A 22,435-nucleotide genomic window follows, 5' to 3' on the forward strand; every position below is an offset into this window, starting at 1 on the left:
TGGGTCAGCCGGTGAATCCGAAGAAGTTGCGAAGCTTGCCGACGGTGTCGTCGACGGCGCTGTTGGTCTCCGGTCCCAGAACCTGCACCACATCCATCCCGGCCGGGTGGACTGAAATGGGTCGGGTAGCGGGGTCGTCATTGCGGGAGTAGCCGGCGTCGACCTGGGGCTGCAGGAAGGCGTCGAGCTGGTCGACCACGTCGTCGGGTACGCCGGCGAAGCGTAGCGGCAGGGTCAGCGGCAGGTGATTGATCGGGATGAAGTACGACGTCGTCGTCGCGCCCCGGGAATTGACGGTGGACCGGATGTTTTGGGCGGGCACGTCGGCGGGCGTGGTGAAGGCAGCCGGCGTGTGCACGATGGCGGCGCCGATGAGCGCATTGGCTACCGACCACAGGTTCTCGGGCCGATCCGGGAAGTCGGCCATGCCGTCGTAGGCAGCGACCACCCGATTGGAGTCATACTGGCTCTCCACTTCCGGGGGCATGGTGTAGTCCTCGAGTGGTAGACGGCTGCCCGGTGGGAAGAGTCCGGAGAGAAAGCTCTTCCCGAAAGCGTGCTTTCCCATGGGAGAGCCGAACGTCGAGAACTGCAGCATGTGTGGCGGCGGCGCACTGGGGTCGTTGGCGAGCCGGACCTGCTCCTTGTCCAGCGCCATGGTGCCCTGCGACAACCCGACAACGGCGGCCGGCTCATTCCCGCTGCGAATGATCGCGTCCAGGCTGTCGGTGGCCGCGTCGACAGCGGCGGCCACGGTCACGTTGTCGCGCTTGGCGTCGGGCGCGAACATGGTGGGCACCCACCGGAACATGGCGCCAGCCGGGTAGTCGATGATCTCGCGCTTCTTGTTTGGGAAATAGCCGGAGCCGGCGCGCTTGGTGTAGTCCGCCCACGGGATGCCCGGTGGTCGAGCACCGCCGACTGCGTAGACGACGTCCACATTCGACGCATCGCCCACCGGCGGCGGCGTCGGCGACGGTGCAATCCCCGGGGTATCGAGGGGACGTGCCGGAGCCGCAGTCGCGGTACTTGCACTCAACCCACTAGCCGACCCGGCGAGCAGCACCGCGAGAGCTCCGGCGACCAGTCGTTTCATCGCTAACCCCTTCAACCGTGCAGGCCCGCGGGCGGACCCGACGTCCACCTTCTCACAATCCCAGGACACCGGCAGTGCATAAGACACCGCCGACGGCGGCCAGCAGCGCTGCGACCTGGCCAGGCCGGCGTTGCCGACCCCAGTTGTGCAGCGCGGCCATGAACCTCCGGGTGGCGTCGGGTGCCACCAGGTAGGCCAGCAGCGGAATCTCGACGAGCGCGAACGCCAACACATTGAAGGTCAGCAGTGCGGCGATCTTCGTGCTGGTGGCGGCGCCGGAGGCGACGATGATCGCCATCGCGGCGAGGTAGTCCACCGAAGGCAGCGCGATACCCAAACCGGCTGTTCCCGCCACCCACAGTGACCGGCCTTTGAGCAACCGCTGGGCTCGAGCAGAGAATCCGACCGGGACCGAATCGGAACGACCCGTACGGGTCTGGCGTGGACTGGCGACCAGCACCCTGAGCACGAGAACCGCGGCGGTCAGCAGTGCCAGCGCGCCGACGATGATCTGAACGCGCGGCAGCGTCAGCCCAGAGGACTCGGTGACCGAGGGCGGCAGGAGGAACAACACCACCAGACCGCCGGTAGTCCCCATGACGAAGCCGCCGCCCAGGAACGCCATCAGCTGCAGTACCGGCCGGGGCCGGTTCAGCATCAGCAGCGTCAGACCGATGCGCACCGGCTCGATGCTGGTGGCAGCCGCCATCACTACCAGGGCTATCCACATGCGGCGACGTCGTATCGCGGGGACGCGGCCGGCTCAGCGGTCCATCCGGGTGAACTGCTGGTTCTGGTACTGCTCGACGCAGGCGGCCCGGCGAACCTTGCCGCTGGTGGTGATGGGAATCGATCCCGGCCCGACCAGCACGACATCGGCGACGGTCACTCCGTGGGTCTGGGAGATGGCTACCTGCACATCGTTTTTCAGGGTGGCCAGTCGCAGGGCGGTGTCCTCCGGAGATTCGCCACGATCGCGGACCTCGATGATGGTGACCAGGGTCTCGTCCTCGTTGACGGGAACCGCGATCGCCGCGACGCGACCGCCGCTGATCTCTTGGAGGGTGGCTTCGATGTCCTCGGGGTAGTGGTTGCGCCCGCGGATGATCAGCAGATCCTTCATGCGGCCGACGATGAACAGCTCACCCTCGGAGATGAATCCGAGGTCACCGGTCCGCAGCCAGGGGCCGCTCGGGGTGCCCTCGGACGCCCTGACCAGACTGGCCGCGAACACTTCCCGCGTCTGTTCCGGCTTGTTCCAGTAGCCGGCGGCTACGTTGGCGCCGGCCGTCCAGATCTCGCCGACGGTTCCCACCGAGCACTCGGCGCAGGTTTCGGGGTCCACGATGCGCACCGCCGGCGACTTCGGCACACCGTAGGTGAGCAGGGGCGTACCGTCCGGCGCCTCACACCGCTGCGCGCTGCCGCGCGTCAACTTCTCCGATTCGAAGTAGACGGTCTGGGGCGCGCACTCCACGTCGAGCGTGGCGACGTACAGGGTGGCCTCGGCCAACCCATACGCGGGGTGCAGCGCCCGGGCACGGAAGTTGTGGGGAGCGAATCGGTTGAGAAAGCGCTCCAAAGTCGCGGGGTGGACGCGTTCGCTGCCGCTGACGATGCCCAGCACGTCGCCCAGATCGCGGCCGGCCAGGTCCTCGTCGGTGGTCTTGCGCACCGCCAGTTCGAAGGCGAAGTTCGGCGCCGCAGAAAATGCCCGGGTGTGGCTGGCCATGGCCTGGATCCAGCGCGCCGGACGTTGCAGGAACGCCACGGGGCTGCTCAGCTCGCACCGGTAGCCGCCGAGGACCGGCGCGATGATGCCCAGGATCAAGCCCAGATCGTGGTAGAAGGGCAGCCACGACACGATCGTGGTGTCGGGCGGCGCCACCCCGTTGAACTCCGGGAAGTAGCCCGCCATGAACTGCCGGAAGTTCACCTGAAGGTTGCGGTGCGACACCATCACCCCGGCCGGAAGCCGGGTCGACCCCGAGGTGTACTGCAGGTACGCCACCCCGCCGGAGTCGACAGGCGGCTCACCCATGGCGACACTGGCGTCCAGGTCCAGCGTGTCGACAGCGACGACTGTCGCGGTGGCGTCGGCCCCGGATTCGCGCACATACTCGGCGACCAGGCCGGCGGCCCCGGCGGTGGTCAGGACGACGGACGGCGCGGTGTCGGTGAGCACGGCGCTGACCCGCTCATCATGTGCGCCGGGATGCGGCACCGGCAGGGGCACCGCGATGAATCCCGCCTGGATGGCACCGAGGAAGGCCGCGACGTAGCCGAGGCCCTGGGGGGCGAGGATGACGGCCCGGTCCCCGGCCGAGCCGTGCTGCTTGAGCTCGCGGGCCACGTTGAGGGCTCGCCGATAGACCTGTGACCAGGACAGCGTCTCCGCGACGCCCTCCCAATCCTGGTCGTAATCGGTGTAGGTGAATGCCGGCTCATCCGGGGAGAGGAAAGCCCGCTCGCGCAGCAAAGTTAATAGGGAAACATCTGACATGGCGGTGAGGCTACCGTCACAGTCCGACATGTGCCGGGCGAGCGTGAACGGGAGGACCTTGTACCTCAATTTCGCCGCGGGACCGGTCCTCCGGTAACCTAGCCCGGTTGCCGACGCAGGCGACCCTCCTGCCGTGGATACCTCCACGGCCGCACTACGACCATAGGAGGTGATGAGGTTCCCATGCGTCCATACGAAATCATGGTCATCCTTGACCCCACTCTCGACGAGCGCACCGTTGCCCCGTCCCTGGAGACGTTCCTGAACGTCATCCGTAAAGACGGCGGTTCGGTGGACAAGGTCGACATCTGGGGCAAGCGCCGCCTGGCTTACGAGATCGCCAAGCATGCCGAGGGCATCTACGCGGTCATCGACGTCAAGGCCGAGCCGGCCACCGTGTCCGAGCTCGACCGTCAGCTCAGCCTGAACGAGTCGGTGCTTCGTACCAAGGTGATGCGCACCGACAAGTCGTAGGCGACTGTCGCAGCCGTTGCGTAGGCTCATGCTGCGAATGCAGCATCAAGCGCTGACACCGATCCTAGGAGGGCCCCGTGGCTGTAGGTGACACCACGATCACCGTCGTTGGAAACCTGACCGCGGACCCGGATCTGCGGTTCACCCCCTCGGGGGCGGCGGTCGCCAACTTCACGGTGGCGTCCACCCCGCGGGTCTTTGACCGGCAGAGCAATGAGTGGAAGGACGGCGACGCGCTGTTCCTTCGGTGCAACATCTGGCGTGAGGCCGCCGAGAACGTGGCCGAGAGCCTCACCCGCGGATCGCGGGTGATCGTCACCGGGCGGCTGCGGCAGCGGTCCTTCGAGACCCGCGAGGGCGAGAAGCGCACCGTCTACGAGGTCGAGGTCGACGAGGTCGGCCCCTCGTTGCGGTACGCCACCGCCAAGATCAACAAGGTCAGCCGCGGTGGCGGCGGAGGCGGCTTCGGCGGGGGCGGCGGCATGTCAGCCCCGTCCGGCCCGTCGGGCGCGTCCGGCCCGGCCGCGGAAGACCCGTGGGGCAGTGCTCCGGCGTCCGGCTCCTTCGGTGGCGCCGACGACGAGCCGCCCTTTTAGACAAACGAACCACAGCACGAAAGAGATAGGTAGATGGCCAAATCCAACAAGCGGCGTCCGGCTCCTGAAAAGCCGATCAAGGCTCGCAAGTGCGCATTCTGCTCGAACAAGAAGCAGGTGATCGACTACAAGGACACCTCGCTGCTGCGCACCTACATCAGTGAGCGGGGCAAGATCCGCGCCCGTCGTGTGACCGGCAACTGCGTTCAGCACCAGCGCGACGTCGCGCTCGCGGTGAAGAACGCCCGCGAGGTCGCGTTGCTGCCCTTCACCTCGTCGGCGCGCTAGCCGACCACTCAATCTTGGAGAAAGTACGAAACGATGAAGCTCATTTTGACCGCTGAGGTGGACCACCTCGGAGCGGCCGGAGACACCGTCGAGGTCAAGGACGGATACGGCCGCAACTTCCTGCTCCCGCGGGGGCTGGCCATCGTCGCCACGCGCGGCGCGCAGAAGCAGGCCGACGACATCCGTCGGGCCCGCGAGACCAAGCAGGTGCGCGACCTGGACCACGCCAAGGAGCTCAAGGAAGCTTTGCAGGCGCTGGGCACGGTCACCTTGCCGGTGAAGACCTCCGGCGACTCGGGCAAGCTGTTCGGCTCGGTCACCGCGGCTGACGTGGTCGCCGCCATCAAGAAGGCCGGCGGGCCGAACCTCGACCGGCGGATCGTCCGGCTGCCCAAGGCCCACATCAAGGCCGTCGGCAGCCACCCGGTGTCGGTGCACCTGCACCCCGACGTGAACGTCGACGTCACCCTCGACGTCGCCGCGGCAAACTAGCACATACCGCAGCAGCCCCGGCAGCGCCCTGATCGGCGCCGCCGGGGCTTTGCTGTGTTCGGACGAGGTTCCATCAGGTTAGCGCTGGCTAACTTTTAGGCCCGTGTGCATGGGTGGGGTCGTTTACTTTGATGTGGAATCGCGTCTACCTGTCTGCAAGGCAACACGCCCAAGACGGCAACCAATGACGACACGCCGAAGAGATTGTGCTCCACAATCAAAACACCCCTTGCTACCGCTTCTACCTGCGGGGATAACGCGGGTTAGAAGGGCAATCCACAAGTCATCCCCACCGATCCAAACAATTGCGGGAAAGGTGTGCACACTTAATCCACACCTTTGTGAACAAGCCCGTTTTGTACGGCCGCCAGCAACGCCTACCGTCAACGCGGCACGGCAGGGCGGGATTGTCGGTGTCCGCTGTTAGGTTGCGGCAGCAACGTCGAAAAGACGTTCGAGTGTGCCGGTGGAGAAGGTGGGGCGCATGGCGGTAGTCGACGACCGTGGTCATTCTGAGCTTGAGGAGCCGCCACGCGAGGACGTGGGCCGCCAGCCACCCCAGGATCTCGCCGCAGAGCAGTCGGTGCTCGGGGGCATGCTGCTGAGCAAGGACGCCATCGCCGACGTGCTGGAGCGGCTGCGGCCGGCTGACTTCTACCGCCCGGTGCACCAGAACATCTACGACGCGATCCTGGACCTCTACGGGCGCGGAGAGCCGGCCGACGCGGTGACTGTGGCGGCCGAGCTGGACCGCCGCGGCCTGCTGCGCCGGGTGGGCGGAGCCCCATACCTGCACACGCTGATCTCCACGGTGCCGACCGCGGCCAACGCCGGCTACTACGCCACGATCGTCGCGGAGAAGGCGATCCTGCGCCGGCTGGTGGAGGCCGGTACCCGAGTGGTGCAGTACGGATACGCCGGTGCTGAGGGCGCCGATGTCGCCGAGATCGTCGACCGGGCCCAGGCCGAGATCTATGAGGTGGCCGAACGGCGCAGCTCCGAGGACTTCGTACCGCTGGAAGACCTGCTGCAGCCGACCATGGACGAGATCGACGCGATCGCCTCGCACGGCGGTATCGCGCGCGGTGTGCCGACCGGCTTCACCGACCTCGACGAGGTGACCAACGGGCTGCACCCGGGACAGATGATCATCATTGCGGCGCGGCCCGGTATGGGGAAGGCGCTGGCGCTCAACACCCCGTTGCCGACCCCGGCCGGCTGGACCACGATGGGCGATGTCGCCGTCGGTGATGAGCTGCTGGACGCCGACGGGCGGCCCACCCGTGTGCTGGCCGCCACGGACATCCTGTTGGGCCGGCCCTGCTACGAGGTGAAGTTCTCCGACGGCACGGTGATCGTCGCCGACGGCGAGCACCTGTGGCCGACGACCGCGGGTGTGCGCAGCACCGCGCAGTTGCGCTGCGGACTGGACCGGATTGCCCCGGCCGGTACGCCGGCGCGGTCGGACGGAGGCACGGCGCTGCTGGCGCCGGCCCTGAGCCTGACCGCGGTGCGGCGGGTACCCAGCGTGGCAGTGCGCTGCGTGCAGGTCGACAACCCGGCACGGCTGTACCTGGCCGGCCGTGGCATGGTGCCTACCCACAACTCCACGCTGGCCCTGGACTTCATGCGATCGTGCTCGATCAAGAACCGGATGGCCAGCGTCATCTTCTCGCTGGAAATGAGCAAGTCCGAGATCGTCATGCGACTGCTCTCCGCTGAAGCCAAGATCAAACTCGGCGACATGCGCTCGGGAAGGATGACAGACGACGACTGGACCCGGCTCGCGCGGCGGATGAGTGAGATCAGCGAGGCGCCGCTCTACATCGATGATTCGCCCAACCTGACCATGATGGAGATCCGCGCCAAAGCACGCCGGCTCAAGCAGAAGGCCGACCTGCGACTGGTGGCGGTCGACTACATGCAGCTGATGACTTCCGGCAAGAAGGTCGAGTCGCGCCAGCAGGAGGTGTCGGAATTCTCCCGGAACCTCAAGCTGCTGGCCAAGGAGCTCGAAGTGCCGGTGATCGCGCTGAGCCAGCTCAACCGTGGACCCGAGCAGCGCACCGACAAGAAGCCGATGTTGGCAGACCTCCGCGAATCCGGCTGCCTGACCGCCGCGACGCGAATCCTGCGGGCCGACAACGGCTCCGAGGTCACCCTGGCTGAGCTCATGCGGACCGGCGAGCGCCCCCTGGTCTGGTCGCTGGATGAGCAGCAGCGGATGGTGGCCCGGCCGATGACCAACGTGTTCCCCAGCGGCCACCGCGAGGTGTTCAAGCTGCGGATGGCGTCCGGGCGTGAGGTCGAGGCCACCGCCAACCATCCGTTCCTCACGCTTGACGGTTGGGTTGCGTTGGGCGACTTGAACGTCGGAGATCGTCTGGCGGTCCCGCGTCGCGTGCCCGAGCCGGTTGAGACGACCCGGATGGAGGACTGCGAGGTCATCCTGCTGGCCCACATGATCGGCGACGGTTCGTGCGTGAAGCATCAACCCATCCGCTATGCGTCGATCGACGAGGCGAACCTGACCGCGGTGACGGTCGCGGCCATGCACTTCGGGGTGACGGCGGTCCGCGATGAGTACCCGGCCGCCCGGGTGACCACGCTGCGCCTGCCGGCGCCGTACCGGCTGACACACGGCAAGCGGAATCCGATCGCGACGTGGCTGGACAAGCTGGGACTATTCGGCAAGCGCAGCTACGAAAAATTCGTGCCGCAAGAGGTTTTCGCGCTGCCGAACGACCAAGTGGCGCTGTTCCTGCGGCACTTGTGGGCGACCGACGGGTCGGTGCGCTGGGACGAGAAGTTAGAGCAGGCGCGCATCTACTACGCCTCGACCAGTCGGCAGCTCATCGACGATGTTGCGCGGCTGCTGTCGCGAGTCGGGGTGTTCGGCCGCATCAAGCGGGTGACCAAAGCCGGTTATCGCGACGGTTGGCACCTGCACATCTACGGTGCCGAGAACCAGGTCCGGTTCCTGCACAACGTGGGGGCCCAGGGCGCCAAAGCCGAGGGGGCCAAGGAGATTCTGGCTCACCTGCATGGCGTGGCACGCAATCCGAACCTGGACACCGTTCCGAAAGAAGTCTGGGGCCAGGTGCGCCGGGCGCTGGCCGATCAGCAGATGAGTCACCGCGAATTCGCCGCGGCCATGGGCACCCAGTTCTGCGGGTCGACGATGTGGAAGCACGCCCCGAGTCGCGACCGGCTGCACCGCGCCGCCGCGGTGCTCGAAGACCACGACATCCACGCCCTGGCCACCAGCGACGTGTACTGGGACACCATTGCGGAGATCACCAGCATCGGCGAACACGACGTGTTCGATGGGACGGTGCCCGGCACGCATAACTTTGTGGCGCAGGGGATTTCGGTCCATAACAGTTTGGAGCAAGATGCCGACATGGTGATCCTGCTGCACCGACCTGATGCTTTTGAACGCGACGACCCGCGTGGTGGCGAGGCGGACCTGATCCTGGCCAAGCACCGTAACGGTCCGACCAAGACGGTGACGGTGGCGCACCAGCTGCATTTGTCGCGGTTTACCAATATGGCGCACTGACGCCAAGGCGTGTTGTAGGGTCTCACGCTCCGTGTCATATTCTCAGCGGTGGTGTCACCTCCGTGTCACCTGTCTCAACTCGTGTCATGCGGGTAGGGGTATCGAGAAAACGCGATAGCCGATTAGCTCTCGTGGAGTATGGCGACAATGGGGCCCGCGCGCATTGGTCATATCGAGCGGTTTGCGGGAAATCTGTTGAAGGCGGCCCGGAGTCAGATCGGTGTACCGCAGCGTCAGCTCGCCGAACTGGCTGGCGTGCCGCAGTCGACGGTCGCCCGTATCGAATCAGGGGCTCGGCAGCCGTCACTGCCTGTGCCGGCGCTCATCCTGGCTGCGGTCGACCTCGAAGTCAGGATCAACCTGGCTCCCTACGAGGGTCACGATGACGTACTTGATGCTACTGACGCACGTCTGACGCCGGACCAGTTGGCTCGGCGGCGCGCTGATCAAGGAGCCTTTGCGGTTGCTCTCCGGGACGAGGTCGACGACCTATGAAGCGGGGAGGAACACCTCGACGAGCTGTCCGTTGACATCCCCGTACGGCAGCCGCCTCGGCTCGACTCATATTGTGATGAACGTCACAATCCGTGGAGTCACTGTTGGGGGTTGCACAACTCTGCGGATCGCGGCGGGAGTGTCCAGGGCTTTTGCCGCAAATTAAACAGCGGCGTGACGGTCTGCGTGTTCACGAATTGTGTCAGGCTGATTGACGGCGCCTGTTGTTATACAGCAGAACGACGAGACTTTCTGTCCTGCAGGGTGTTTGATACCGGTATAGCACCGGCGAAACGCCGGCAGCCCACCGAATTCGGGAATAGCAAATAGCGGAAGGGAGTCCTCATGGATCGCCCAGAGCTTGGAGTTCGGGACAGAATGCGTGTGGAGTTCCGGCTTCCGCGCGCTTCCGCTGAGGCTGCCTATCAGTGCGCTCGTGAGTGGAACGTGTCGTTGTCAGAAGCTGGGGCCAGGCTCATCGACCTGGGATACGAACGAATCGCCAGATCGGCGACCATCTCCGAAATCGTCAGGGCGCCAATGTATGGCGAACCCTTGGCGGATAGTCAAGCCGAAGCGAGCGGAGGACCGACGAGACCGGACTGACCAGTTGTTGTCGCACTGACAACGCATTAGAAATGCCGAAGGCCGGGCGGGCACCCGGCCTTCGGTAGCGGTACACGTACCACCATTCACCTCAATCCCCATGCGAAGGGACTTTCATGAGTTCAACTTATCCGACCGCGCTTGTCAAGACGGGGTCGCCTGTGTCGGCCCGTCGGGCGGGCGCACACACGCCTGAGCTGGCTATCCAGGCTGATCGACGCGCCGCCGTGATCTCGTTTCGTACGACCACAGGCGATCAGATCCAGACCGCTGATTGGGCGGATGCCGCTGCGGTGCTCTCGGCACCGTTGGCCCCGTGGCGGACCTTCCGGTGGTGGTATGGCCAGCAGCACTACTCAGGAACCTACTGGGCGAAGACTCAGAACGACCATGTCATCTACGAGTCCCGCCTGGAACTGGCACGGCTGCTCTACGCCGATTTCGAACCGGCGGTCACCTCCATTGCGGCCCAACCATTTCTGATCGAAGCCGATGTCGACGGCAAACGGCGCCGACACATCCCTGACTTTCTACTCAGTACCCGAAACGGCCCGATTGTCGTCGACGTCAAGCCGCGTCATCGCGTCGGCGTTCCCAAAGTCGCTTACACCCTGGCCTGGACGCGCCACCTCATCGAGGACCGGGGATGGGACTACGAGGTGTGGAGCGAACCACCACCTGTTGAGCTGAACAACATTCGGTTCCTGGCCGGCTACCGCGATGAGCGACGGATCAATAGGGACGTCCTGGACGCCGTGAGCCGCCTCGACGTCGAGGGCCTCACTATTGAGCAGGCGATAACAGCCCATGCCGGCCTGCCTGTTCCACTGGTGCGGTCCGCTCTGTGTCATCTGTTGTGGTGCGGGGCCATCGCCACCGACCTGGATGCACCTCTGCAATCGACTGCTGTCCTACGCAAAGGACCGAACTCATGATGGGCCGCCTCCGCATCGGCCCGGGCAGCCGACTGAGCTTTTATGGCGAGCTGATCGAGATCGTGGAAATCCGCACAGGATTCGTTGGTAACAGCGCAATCGTCAAAACGGTTGGTACCGAGCAGATTCGCCGCATTGCCTTGAGCACACTTCTGGCCTACCGCCACGACGAGCCCAACGACGAGCCCAACGAATCCGGGTCGTCGGACTGCCTGGAGGATGTGGCCGCCACGATCCTGGCGGTGATCAGTGAGTCGGAACGCGTCCGGATCCGGGACTGCGCTGCCCATATCCGCGAGGTCCTCACCGGATACCGCTCTGGCAGCGCAGAAGCGAGCGAAAAGGGCGAGCCCCGGCCGGAGTACGACCCCGCCCTGCCCCAGACAGACAGGTACAAGGCGAAGGCAGCCGAGCTCGGCGTCAAACTGCGCACCATTCAGCGGATGGTGGCCGCCTTCCGGCAGCACGGGGAGGCAGGGCTTGTCCAAAGCAAACAGGTGCGGGTTCGCAATCTACCCAGGGTTGACGACCGGTGGCGCGAGGCCGCCATCGAGGTCATGGTGGAACATGTCGATCAATCCCGGCCCTCGCAGACTGCGGTTATCAAGCATGCTAACGCCCGTGTCATTGCCCGCTACGGTCCCGATGTCGTACCAATCCCGAGTCGCGCCAGCGCATTTCGCGTCTTAACTGTCCTCGAGGCCAAGTACGCGACCTTTCGGCTCAGCACCAAACGAAACCGGGATATTGCTGAGCGTAATCCGGGAACCTATGGGAAATTGCGACCGACCCGGCCAGGTGAATACCTGCTGATGGATACCACCAGGCTCGATGTCTTCGCGATGGATCCCCTCACGCTGCGGTGGACCCAAGTGGAGCTCACCGTGGGCATGGATTGGTACACCCGCTGCATCACCGGCCTGCGCCTGACACCGGTGTCGACGAAGTCGGTGGACGCCGCGATGGTGCTATACCAGTGCTACCGGCCGCCGGACGCGCCCGCCAGCTGGCCGAAAGAAGCGACCTGGCCCGAACACGGCATCCCTCGATCGGTGCTGCTTGACGTCGATGCGATCGACCGTGACGGCACTCGCGCCGCTTGGCCGGCGATCGTTCCCGAAAGCCTGATTGTCGACCACGGCAAAATCTACGTCTCCGAGCACCTGACGAGTGTGTGCCAGCGCATGCAGATCTCGATCCAACCCGCACGATTGCGTATGGGGCGTGACAAGGGTCCCGTCGAACGGTTCTTCCTCACTATTAGACAAGACCTGCTCCAGTACCTCCCCGGCTATAAAGGCCCGGATATCCATTCCCGCGGCCTGGCCCCGGAACATGAGGCGCACTTCTACATCGATGAACTCGAGGCGATCATCCGAGAGTGGATTGCGGTGGTGTACCACCGACGACCTCACGACGGACTGGTCGAGCCAGGACTTCCAGGATTGGACCTGTCCCCGGCGACCATGTTCGAGCACGGTCTTGCCCGCGCCGGCTACATCGAGGCCCCGCAAGACCCCGATCTTGCCTACGAATTCCTCGCAGTCGAGAAGCGCACCATCCAGCATTACGGCGTCGAGGTCGGTGGCCGCCGGTACAACGGGCCATCCTTGGACCCGTACCGCGGCCAGCGCAGCCCCTACCCCGGTGGGCGATGGCCAGTCCACCGCCATCCCGACGACATCAGCTGCGTCCACTTCCGCGACCCGAGCGATCAAAAGTGGCACACCCTGATGTGGGAGCACGCACCAGCGCTCACAGCGCCCTTTGGCGACGATGCCCTCGCCTTCGCCCGCAGCCTGGCACGCAAGAAATACACCTACCCCAATGACGAGCTCGCGATGGAGCTCCTACTGGAACGGTGGAACCTCGGACTGGGCAAAGCCCCGACCGAACGACGCCTGGCCTTGCGCCAATCCCGCGAAGACGAATTGCTCTGTGCCACGACAGGCAGCACGCAGCAATTGGTGCAGGCGCTGTCATCCGTGCAACAGGCACTGCCGGATCAGACCCCTGTGGAGGATGCGGACGGCACCGGCCGCCCCCCAGTTGAACCGCCGTCCGAGGACGACTGCGGAGACGACGACAGCAGCGATGACCCTGACGACTTCTACGCCACCGCATGGGAGGACGCATGACCGCCTCGGTGCAGCCGCCGCCACACCCGGCGAACCTGGACAATCTCACGCTGGCGCGCAACGAAGGATTCTTCGCTTTCGCCGAGGCCCCGGTGCTGACCCGTCCCGAACCGCTGACCCGGGCAGGGATCAAGGCACTCGGCGAGGCCGCGCTGATCGACTACAACGCCCAACGACGCACCTGGCACGCCAACCTCGGACCCTTGCGGACACCGCAACTCGCCGAGCTGCACGAACAACTCTGGGACATCGTCGACAGCAACCATCAAACCGGCGACAAACCCAAAAGCGCTGTCGCCATTGACGGATACCCCGGACTGGGGAAGACCACCGCAGCCCTAGCCTTCGCCCGCGACTTCCACCGCCGCGAAATCACCGAACGCGGATCGGCAACGCCAGGAGGGCACCGGCGAATCCCCGTCTGTCGGGTGGGCTTGACCGGCAACACCGGCATGGTCGATTTCAACCGAGCCATGCTCGACTACTTCGGCCACCCCGGCACCCATCGCGGGACCGCCGCGCAGTTGGCCCACCGAGCCCTGGACTGCGTACTGGCCTGCCAAACCCGCCTGTTGATGATCGACGACCTGCACTTCCTGCGCTGGCGCAACACCCAAGGTGTGGAAATCAGCAACCACTTCAAATACATCGCCAACGAATTCCCGGTCACCATCATCTATATCGGCGTTGGGCTGACCAAGCACGGGCTGTTCTCGGAGGGGTCGTCCTACCAGGATGCGATCATCGCCCAAACAGGCAGGCGTACAACAAAGCTCGGGATGGACGCATTCACCATCAAGACCAAGGCAGAGCGCAAACGATGGCGTGATCTCCTGTTGACCCTGGAGCGCCGGATTGTCCTGGCCGACAGTCACCCGGGCATGCTGGCCGATGAGCTCTCCGACTACCTGTATGCCCGATCCACCGGGCATATCGGATCACTGATCACGCTGGTCAACCGGGGCTGCCAACGCGCCGTGCGGACCGGATCCGAACGGCTTACCCGAGACCTACTCGACCGGGTGAAAAACGACGAAGCCTCAGAGAAGGCCCGCCAGGAACTGCAGTCTGCACTGCAAGCCGGCAAGCTCACCACGCGAGTCAGCGTGCGAGCGTCATGACCGACATCCGACGCATCCCCATCAATGTCGATCCGATTGCCGGCGAAGCACTCGACTCCTGGCTGGAAGCACTCGGGCACCGCACCCACACCAGCTGGGGCGATCTCCGCGTAGCGGTCCACCTGACCGAGCCAGCGCTTCACTCGGTGCCCCGCTGGATGATCAGACTGACCCCGAATCAGCAGACCGCCCTGCATGCGGCCACCGCGGTGAACTCGACAGTCCTGTCGGCAATGACGTTGTCGCACTACGACGGCCGAGCGGCAGCGGTGATAAAGACTCCTACCCGCTTGGACACCACCTTCCCTTGGGGGCCGCGGCCCGGCTCGCGCTACTGCCCGCATTGCCTGGCCGAGTCCGGTGGCCGCTGGAAGCTGGCCTGGAGACTTGGATGGACCTTTACCTGCCTCGAACACAGGTGTTTGCTCGCCGACGCCTGCCCTGCCTGCGGTGTCCGCCCCCGAATCCGGCAGTTAGCCGCTGACGGCATCCCACGACCGGGACACTGCGCAGCACCGGCGGACAATCGCACAACCCGGGCCGAACGGTGCGGAGCGGATCTGAGCACCGCTGAAGTCCTCACCTTCGACAACGACGAGCATCGCGTCCTGCGTGCCCAACGCCGAATCAACGACATCATCACCGCAGATGTCGTCACCAGCGGTGTCTATGCCCACGATCCGCAACAACCAGCCAAGGTGCTCGCCGACATACGGGCAATCGCCGTCAAAGCGCTCACTTATGCCAGCCCACCGGAACTCGAACCGATCATCGGCAAGGATCTGCTCACCGCCTACCAGCTGGACCATCCACAACTGCCGACCGCACGGGCGGCGAGTCCCAGGAAGTCACTCGTTGTACAGGCGCCGACGGCTGCGAGCGTAACCGTCGCGGGCGCCCTCACCGCACTACAGGCTCTCGACCAACGAGATGTACAAACCGCAGGCGACTCACTGCGGTGGCTGATCACCGCGATCCGCTCACGCGGCGCCCACTCGTCCACTACGCGCCTGGCGTGGACGGGAGGCATCGCTGGCGCTGCCCAACTTGCAGCACTAGGCCCGAGCCTCAAACCCAGCGAACAACTCCGATTCCGCACCACCAGCAACTGGCCGGCTTTCCCGACCCGAACATTGGGTTGCATCACCGAGGTTGACAAGCTCCCCACCTCACTCTGGCAGAACGTCGCCCTACGGTTGACCGTCCCCGGGAGTCATCTGCGTCAGCTGCGACCGGCGCTCTCGGCCGCAGTATTGCTCATCGACACAAAGACGAAACTGTCGCCGCTGGCCCGCAGCATAAGCAGCCCACTCGACGACCATGGGGTCTCGCGCGCTCTGCAGCTCCTCAACCAACACGCCAACTGGATCGATATCAGCAAGGCCCTGCTGTCCCTGGTTGAACACCTCGCCCAATCAACGGTCCCGATCAACTACTCACGCCGCCGCCGTCTTGACTACCGCGAGTTGCTGCCCGACGACACCTGGCTGCGCATCTGCCGCGAAACCGGCGCCACCAGCCGCGGGCCGGCCCGCGCCCAGGTGGCCCGAGCCTATTTGCAAGAACGCATCTCCAGCATGCCGGTCGGTAGCGAGAACATCAGCCCCGCTCTACGGACCAAAATCGCCGACTTCCCCTACTACCTCACCGCCGAGCTCAGCTACGCGCTCGATCACGTCGCACTGGAATTCCTTGCCGAGCAGGGGGTCCGGGACGAACCAGTACATTTCGAGCCAGACACAGACTTCCTGGAGGGCCTACGTCTGCCGGGCCAGAATCCCGACCACGTCGATCTCGACGCTCTGCACCGCGGCATCCAGCAGGGGCTGTTCCTCGGCCACGCCGCCGAAGATGCCGGCACAGACCTCGACACCGCCCGCTACCTCCTCACCTGCCACCCAACCCCATCGGCCGCCACCGACCTCAACGCCTACCGCCGCGCCAAAGAGGCCTACCCACGCGAGGCCTTCATCGAGCAGTACGCACTCTGCGGGTTGAGCCTTGCCGAGATCGCCGACCAGGCTGGTGTCAGCCGACAGACCATCGCGCGCCTGGCCGCCGACTACCAGATCGAGACACGCAAACCCGGCCGAGCAACCAAGCACACCGTTGACCCCGACTGGCTCTACACCCAATACGTCACCCATCAACGCCCGCTACCCGACCTCGCCCGCGAACGCGGCGTCAGCACGACAACGATGGCTCGATGGGCGAAAACCCATGGTGTACCCCTACGGACACGGGGAGGAGCGGCCAGGAATAAGGCCAAGATCGCCACCTGACTCGGCGCCATTGGCTGCACCGAATGCCGCGTCCTACGCTGCGAGCAGGACAGGAGTAAATCGATGAGCAGCTATACCGACCGTCGCGCGCAGGTTCTGGCTGATCTCACCCCCGAGGATCGGGCCGTTTTCGATGAGGCCTACGCGACCGCCAGCGTGGTAATCGAGTTGGCCGAAACCGCCTACCGTGCACGCGAAGCCGCCGGACTAACTCAAGTCGAACTGGCCCGCAAGATGGGCGTCACCCAGTCAGCGATTACCGCCATCGAATCCGGCGTCCGTACCCCTACGTTCGAGCTGCTCGAACGACTTGCTCGTGCCTGCGGCCAACGACTCACGATCACGATCGACGCGGCCTCAGCGCGGTATCCGGGGACTGCCCCCGGCCAGGTTGACTAGACGAGCCCGCCGCCTCACGGACCGCTTACCGCCAAGTGCATTCGGAAGTCCGTCACCCGTGAACGCCCACTACCGGATCTCGCCCGCGAACGCGGCGTCAGCACCACCACCATGGCCCGATGGGCGAAAACCTACGGAGTACCGTTGCGACCGCGCGGAGGCGCCAGGAATAGCGCACAGGTCGCCACATGACGCCGATGACGCAGGCAAAACGCCACGGGCCTCAGGCGAAACTCCCGGCCCGCTCATTGGCAATCGCATCGAGCACTTCGCGGGTCCGCCGCCGTCGGATGAGATCCGCAGGCCGACGGTCACCAAGGTTGGGGTTCAGCCCGACGAGCCAGCGCTGAGCGTTCTCGATCGAATGCAGCTGCAACAGGTGGGCCATAACGACTTCGAGAAGGTCCACCCGCTCCGCGTTGACCCCATCGATTGCATCGCCGTCCTGCCACCGCGCGACCTGTGCGGCGTCCACCCCAAGTAGCTCCGCGAGACGCCGCGAGCCGAAGTCACGGCTGAGCGCGGTCACCTTCTGCTCCGTGGGTACCGGCATAACCCAACGCTAGCCCGCGTCGTCATTGCGGGCGACCTGGTAGGCATCGCAGGGTACGGCAACCACAGTCGCTCCGTCGCTCGGCAACGACAGCTACCCGCTGGCCCTGTCACCCCCACCGCGGATACTCCACGCCATGCCGACTGGTTCCCCAGGCCGAGGGTCTTGCCGCCGATCCGACGTGATCGAGCAAGGTGGCCTCGGGCGATTGCCTAAGGTCTGTAGACGCAACTATCGACAGCTGAAGGCGCAGGCATGGGTTCCATTCACGAGGTGATCGAGGCGTTCCGCAAGGCGCCGTCGAACTCCGAGCGTGGCACGAAGTTCGAGCAGCTGATGGTGCGCTACTTCGAGTTGGACCCGATGCTGGCCCAGCAGTACGACGCGGTATGGCGCTGGGTCGACTGGCCCGGCCGCGCAGGCAAAGCCGACACCGGGATCGACCTGGTGGCCCGCGAACGCGACACCGGCGATTACACGGCGATTCAGTGCAAGTTCTACGAGCCCACCCACACCCTGGCCAAGGGTGATATCGACTCATTTTTCACCGCATCGGGCAAGACCGCGTTCACCAACCGGGTGATCATCTCCACCACCGACCGGTGGGGCAAGAACGCCGAGGCCGCCTTGGATGATCAGACCAAACCGGTGCAGCGCATCGGGATGGCCGAGATCGCCGAATCGCCGATCGACTGGGACATCGCCTGGCCCGCCGGTGACCTGCACGTTGACCTATCGCCGGCGCTGAAACACCAGCCGCGACCGCATCAGGAACAGGCCATCGACGCGGTGTTCCGCGGGTTCGCCGCCGGCAACGAGCGCGGCAAGTTGATCATGGCCTGCGGCACCGGCAAGACCTTCACCGCACTCAAGATCGCTGAACGCACCGCCACCGACAATGGCGGCGCGGCGCGCATCCTCTTCCTGGTTCCGTCGATCTCCCTGCTGAGCCAGACGCTGCGAGCTTGGACTGCTCAAACCGAGCTGGACTTGCGGGCCTTCGCGGTCTGCTCGGACACCAAGGTCTCGCGCACCGTCGAGGACTACAACGTCCACGACGTACCCATCCCGGTCACCACCGATCCACAGCGCCTTGCCGATGAGATGGCGCACCGCAAGCGTGCCAAGGGTCTGACGGTGGTGTTCTCCACCTACCAGTCCCTGTCGGTGGTGGCGGAGGCGCAGAAGCTCGGGGTCGATGAGTTCGACCTGGTGATCTGCGACGAGGCCCACCGCACCACCGGCGTCACCTTGGCCGGCGATGACGAATCGAACTTCGTGCGCATCCACGACGCCGACTACCTCAAGGCGCAGCGCCGGCTGTACATGACGGCCACACCGCGCATCTTCACCGACGCGGTGAAAGACAAGGCCGCCGCGCATTCGGCCGAGCTGGCGACGATGGACAGCGAAGAAATTTACGGCCCGGAGTTTCACCGGCTGTCGTTCGGCGACGCCGTGGAGCGTGGCCTGCTCACCGACTACAAGGTGCTGGTGCTGACCATCGACGAATCGGTGATCGCACCTGGACTGCAACGCCAACTGTCGGCGATCGACGGGGAGCTGACCCTTGATGACGCCTCCAAACTGGTCGGCTGCTGGAACGGATTGGCCAAACGCGCCGGAACCGGACCCGACGGCAGCGGCTTCGCTCCCGGTGAAGTGCCGATGCGCCGCGCAGTGGCGTTCGCCCGGGACATCAAAAGTTCCAAGCAGGTCGCCGAGATGTTCCCGATCGTGGTCACCCGCTACCAGCAACTGCTTGATGAGCACGAAAACGATGGCCAACACGTCGAGGCCACCAACCGCGGCTTGACCTGCGCGGTGCACCACGTCGACGGCACCTTCAACGCCCTCCAACGCAACGCCGAGCTGACGTGGCTGAAGGGCGTTGTCGCCGAAGACGAATGCCGCATCCTCACCAACGCCCGCTGCCTGTCCGAAGGCGTCGATGTTCCTGCGTTGGACGCGGTGCTGTTTCTGCACCCGCGCAATTCGGTCGTGGACGTGGTGCAGTCAGTCGGGCGGGTGATGCGCAAAGCCGACAACAAGGACTACGGCTACGTGATCCTGCCCGTCGCGGTCCCCCAAGGAGTCGAACCGTCGACCGCACTCGGCGACAACCAGCGGTTCAAGGTGGTCTGGCAGGTCCTCAACGCGCTGCGGTCGCACGATGAACGCTTCGATGCGATGGTCAACTCGATTGCCCTCAACAATGACACCGACAAGAAGGGCGGTGTTGGGACCAACAAGCTGCTCGGCGGCCACATCGGCCCCATTCTCGACCACATCAGCGACCAGGACGACCTGGACGCCGATCGTGCACAGCAGATGGCCCTGTTCTCGCTATCGGCGTGGCAGGAGGCGATCTATGCCCGCATCGTCGACAAGGTCGGCACCCGCACCTACTGGGAGCAGTGGGCCGCTGACGTCGCCGACATCGCCTCAGCTCTGGTCACCCGGATCACCGCGATCCTCGACGGCGCGGACGGGGCGGCCACCGAAGCGTTCGGCCACTTCCTGCAGGGCCTGCGGGACAACCTCAACGACTCCATCACCGAAGCCGACGCGGTGAGCATGCTCGCCCAGCATCTGATCACCAAGCCGGTATTCGATGCCCTATTCGCCGGCCACGACTTCGCTTCGCACAACCCGGTGTCGCGCACCATGCAGAAGATGGTCGACACGCTCGGCGGCACCGGACTGGAAGCCGAAACCGCCCGACTCGAAGGGTTCTACGAATCGGTGCGCCGTCGCGCAGCCGAAGTGAGCAGCGCCGAAGGCAAGCAGGCGATCATTGCCGAGCTTTACGAGAAGTTCTTCCGCATCGGTTTCAAGAAGCAGGCCGAAGCGTTGGGCATCGTCTACACCCCCACCGAGATAGTTGACTTCATCCTCCGCGCGACCGACATCGTGTCTCGCCAGCACTTCGGCCGCGGCCTGACCGATGAGGGCGTGCACATCCTCGACGGGTTCACCGGCACCGGCACCTTCGTCACCCGCCTGCTGCAATCGGAGCTGATCACCGCGCAGGACCTAAAGCGCAAATACTCAACCGAGCTGCACGCCAACGAGATCATGCTGCTGGCCTACTACATCGCCGCGGTCAACATCGAGACCACCTACCACGCCCTGGCGGGCAAAACCGCCGACACTGACGACTACGAGCCGTTCCCCGGCATCGTGCTGGCCGACACCTTCCAGATCAGCGAAGCTGATGACTCGATGGACTCGCTGATGTTCCCGCACAACAACGCCCGCATCGAAGCCCAGCTGGCGACACCCATCAACGTGATCGTCGGGAATCCGCCCTTCCGTAAAATGTCGTTGTGTTGTGGCAGGTTCTGTTGCTGTGGAAGAACACGACGACGGCCCTCGCTGGAGACGGTGTTGGGCGCGGCAGCCTAATCCGCCGTAGCCGTCGGGGGTCGGAGTGTTCTTGCGGATTTTCCGGATCGTGCAGAGCGCGAGGCAGCCCCGGGACTTCCTCCGGATGGCCGTTTCTCCTGGTGGCCGACCGGACAGTGACGTCCTGGATCCCCTTTTGCCAACGGCGCTCCACCTGTAGGGCAGCGTCGCCGCGTTCGACGACATCGTCCCGGTCCATGACGCGCACGTTAGACCTGGCCACCGACGCAGCGGGCTTCTGCACTAACGATCTCGTTTGTCGGGCATAACTGGCAATATCAAATCCATGGCTGCCACCGACCTTGCGGATATCCGCCTGCCTCCTGATGTTGTTATCGAGCTCCAGGCGTTAGATCCGGTCCGCTGGATCCACGGCCACGGGTTCCCGATCACTCGCGAGTGGTGGACGGTCGAGCTTACCAAGCGCGGCCTCGATGACACGATCTTGAGTGATCGCATCAGTCGCAGCGACATCTTCAACATTGCAGCACCAGCCCTCGATGACCCAGCCGCAGCACTGACACTCTTATGGAACGCACTCGCGTGGGGAAGCCAAGACAGCCAACGCAATAACAAGGCCCGGATCGCATCGGTCGCCGCCGATCTGGATTCGGCCGGGGCACTGCTCCAACAGGCAGCTCGACTCAGCCGCACGGATCCCCGTGCCGCATACGACCTACTACGCCCGAACAACAAGACCGCGATCAGCGGCCTCGGACCAGCGTTCTTCACCAAGTACCTATACTTCGCCGGTGGCGGAAGCGCTGACCACCGGTGCTGCATCCTCGACCGGAATGTCGCCGCGTCGCTCAACCGCACGTGCGGCTGGGCGTCGCTGCCAATCGAAGGAGCTTGGCTGGCAAGCGCGTACGAACGCTACGCCCTCCTGCTGGACCGCTGGGCCGACCAGCACCACCTGACGCGGCATGACGTTGTCGAACGGTGGCTATTCGAGAACGGTAAGACCATCAAGCGCTAGATGGTTGCGTGCGGCCGCCGCAACAAAAGACGCGGAGTGGTCGTCCTGCCCGGCTTGTACAGAAGCCTGGGCTAACCTACGGCGGGCGCGCAGTACTTGGCGGGCGCCCTCGTCTGCTCTGCCACAGCCGACTGGGCGGGGACTGGATGACGTCTTCCCAGCCGTGCGGATCCCGGCCCACGAGCACTGGGGAGAGCCGTGAGCTGGTGCGGTGGCGGTCGGGTAGGACAACGAACCGGCGGACAATCACCTGGTGGTTTCGATGCATCCTTGCGTAAAGTCATCCTTGTCGACGTCGCTACCCTTGATTTGCCCGCCGGGCCAGAAGTAGTAGCCGTCGCGGTCGCGAGCCAGAGCCGCTCCAACCTTGCAGCGCATCTCGATTGAAGATGCATTCAGCCCATGCCCGCTCAGCACGCGGGCGCCATATGAGCGGCCCGCTTGGTACGAATTTTCATCGCGACTCGTCGCGGCCAGGAATGCGATGCCTATGGCAGTCACCAGCGCT

General features: G+C 64.8%; 17 protein-coding genes and 1 pseudogene. 13 read left to right on the forward strand and 5 right to left on the reverse strand.

Going from position 1 to position 22,435, the window contains the following annotated elements; genetic code table 11:
- Nucleotides 1-4 precede the first annotated feature (4 nt).
- The 3 genes from EJK91_RS16880 to EJK91_RS16890 are packed head-to-tail and all read right to left on the reverse strand — an operon-like array spanning nt 5 to nt 3,599.
- A complete protein-coding gene (locus tag EJK91_RS16880; RefSeq protein WP_046302099.1) occupies nt 5-1,096 on the reverse strand; it encodes a PE-PPE domain-containing protein in 1,092 nt (363 codons plus the stop codon).
- A gap of 52 nt (nt 1,097-1,148) precedes the next feature.
- The gene (locus tag EJK91_RS16885; protein WP_024442723.1) at nt 1,149-1,826 is read right to left on the reverse strand and encodes a GAP family protein; all 678 of its coding nucleotides are present in this window, start codon (nt 1,824-1,826) and stop codon (nt 1,149-1,151) included.
- 33 nt (nt 1,827-1,859) lie between these two features.
- Nucleotides 1,860-3,599, reverse strand: a complete 1,740-nt coding sequence (locus EJK91_RS16890) for an AMP-binding protein (protein WP_125079499.1) — start codon at nt 3,597-3,599, stop codon at nt 1,860-1,862.
- A gap of 183 nt (nt 3,600-3,782) precedes the next feature.
- Here EJK91_RS16890 and rpsF point away from each other — a divergent pair, with 183 nt between their 5' ends.
- The 11 genes from rpsF (at nt 3,783) to EJK91_RS16945 (ending at nt 16,987) form a co-directional block, all read left to right on the forward strand.
- Nucleotides 3,783-4,073, forward strand: coding sequence for a 30S ribosomal protein S6 (gene rpsF, locus EJK91_RS16895; RefSeq protein ID WP_024442721.1), 291 nt, complete (start codon nt 3,783-3,785; stop codon nt 4,071-4,073).
- Nucleotides 4,074-4,150: 77 nt separating this feature from the next.
- Nucleotides 4,151-4,669 carry a single-stranded DNA-binding protein gene (locus EJK91_RS16900; protein ID WP_024442720.1) on the forward strand — a complete coding sequence of 173 codons (519 nt, stop codon included), beginning with the start codon at nt 4,151-4,153 and terminating at the stop codon, nt 4,667-4,669.
- 33 nt (nt 4,670-4,702) lie between these two features.
- Nucleotides 4,703-4,957, forward strand: coding sequence for a 30S ribosomal protein S18 (rpsR, locus tag EJK91_RS16905; RefSeq protein ID WP_024442719.1), 255 nt, complete (start codon nt 4,703-4,705; stop codon nt 4,955-4,957).
- 33 nt (nt 4,958-4,990) lie between these two features.
- On the forward strand, nt 4,991-5,449 hold the full coding sequence (rplI, locus tag EJK91_RS16910; RefSeq protein ID WP_024442718.1) for a 50S ribosomal protein L9: 459 nt from the start codon (nt 4,991-4,993) through the stop codon (nt 5,447-5,449).
- A gap of 484 nt (nt 5,450-5,933) precedes the next feature.
- On the forward strand, nt 5,934-9,011 hold the full coding sequence (locus EJK91_RS16915; RefSeq protein ID WP_125079500.1) for a replicative DNA helicase: 3,078 nt from the start codon (nt 5,934-5,936) through the stop codon (nt 9,009-9,011).
- 147 nt (nt 9,012-9,158) lie between these two features.
- Nucleotides 9,159-9,506, forward strand: coding sequence for a helix-turn-helix transcriptional regulator (locus EJK91_RS16920; protein WP_046188584.1), 348 nt, complete (start codon nt 9,159-9,161; stop codon nt 9,504-9,506).
- Nucleotides 9,507-10,339: 833 nt separating this feature from the next.
- Nucleotides 10,340-11,047 carry a TnsA-like heteromeric transposase endonuclease subunit gene (locus EJK91_RS16925; RefSeq protein WP_234708240.1) on the forward strand — a complete coding sequence of 236 codons (708 nt, stop codon included), beginning with the start codon at nt 10,340-10,342 and terminating at the stop codon, nt 11,045-11,047.
- On the forward strand, nt 11,044-13,185 hold the full coding sequence (locus tag EJK91_RS16930; protein ID WP_046188562.1) for a Mu transposase C-terminal domain-containing protein: 2,142 nt from the start codon (nt 11,044-11,046) through the stop codon (nt 13,183-13,185). Before EJK91_RS16925 ends, EJK91_RS16930 begins: the two co-directional genes overlap by 4 nt.
- Nucleotides 13,182-14,306 carry a TniB family NTP-binding protein gene (locus EJK91_RS16935; protein WP_046188563.1) on the forward strand — a complete coding sequence of 375 codons (1,125 nt, stop codon included), beginning with the start codon at nt 13,182-13,184 and terminating at the stop codon, nt 14,304-14,306. The genes EJK91_RS16930 and EJK91_RS16935 overlap by 4 nt, the downstream gene beginning before the upstream one ends.
- Nucleotides 14,303-16,588: a TniQ family protein gene (locus EJK91_RS16940; RefSeq protein ID WP_046188564.1), complete on the forward strand. Its 2,286-nt coding sequence runs from the start codon at nt 14,303-14,305 to the stop codon at nt 16,586-16,588. Before EJK91_RS16935 ends, EJK91_RS16940 begins: the two co-directional genes overlap by 4 nt.
- 63 nt (nt 16,589-16,651) lie before the next feature.
- Nucleotides 16,652-16,987, forward strand: a complete 336-nt coding sequence (locus tag EJK91_RS16945) for a helix-turn-helix domain-containing protein (RefSeq protein ID WP_046188565.1) — start codon at nt 16,652-16,654, stop codon at nt 16,985-16,987.
- A 223-nt stretch (nt 16,988-17,210) separates the two neighbouring features.
- On the opposite strand, the gene EJK91_RS16950 is transcribed toward EJK91_RS16945, so the two are convergent.
- On the reverse strand, nt 17,211-17,516 hold the full coding sequence (locus EJK91_RS16950) for an antitoxin Xre/MbcA/ParS toxin-binding domain-containing protein (RefSeq protein ID WP_157861720.1): 306 nt from the start codon (nt 17,514-17,516) through the stop codon (nt 17,211-17,213).
- A 279-nt stretch (nt 17,517-17,795) separates the two neighbouring features.
- Between EJK91_RS16950 and EJK91_RS16955 the strand changes: the two are divergent.
- A pseudogene (locus tag EJK91_RS16955) lies at nt 17,796-20,855 on the forward strand (restriction endonuclease); the annotation flags it as partial.
- 379 nt (nt 20,856-21,234) lie between these two features.
- Nucleotides 21,235-21,927 (forward strand): 8-oxoguanine DNA glycosylase OGG fold protein, encoded by a 693-nt coding sequence (locus EJK91_RS16960; RefSeq protein WP_125079501.1) that lies wholly within the window; start codon nt 21,235-21,237, stop codon nt 21,925-21,927.
- A 246-nt stretch (nt 21,928-22,173) separates the two neighbouring features.
- Here the strand turns inward: EJK91_RS16960 and EJK91_RS21865 are convergent.
- Nucleotides 22,174-22,435 (reverse strand): hypothetical protein (locus tag EJK91_RS21865; protein WP_164517999.1); only part of this gene is annotated, 262 nt, incomplete at its 5' end.

Origin of the sequence: Mycobacterium sp. P7213 (assembly GCF_900604305.1) — a bacterium.
GTDB lineage: Bacteria > Actinomycetota > Actinomycetes > Mycobacteriales > Mycobacteriaceae > Mycobacterium.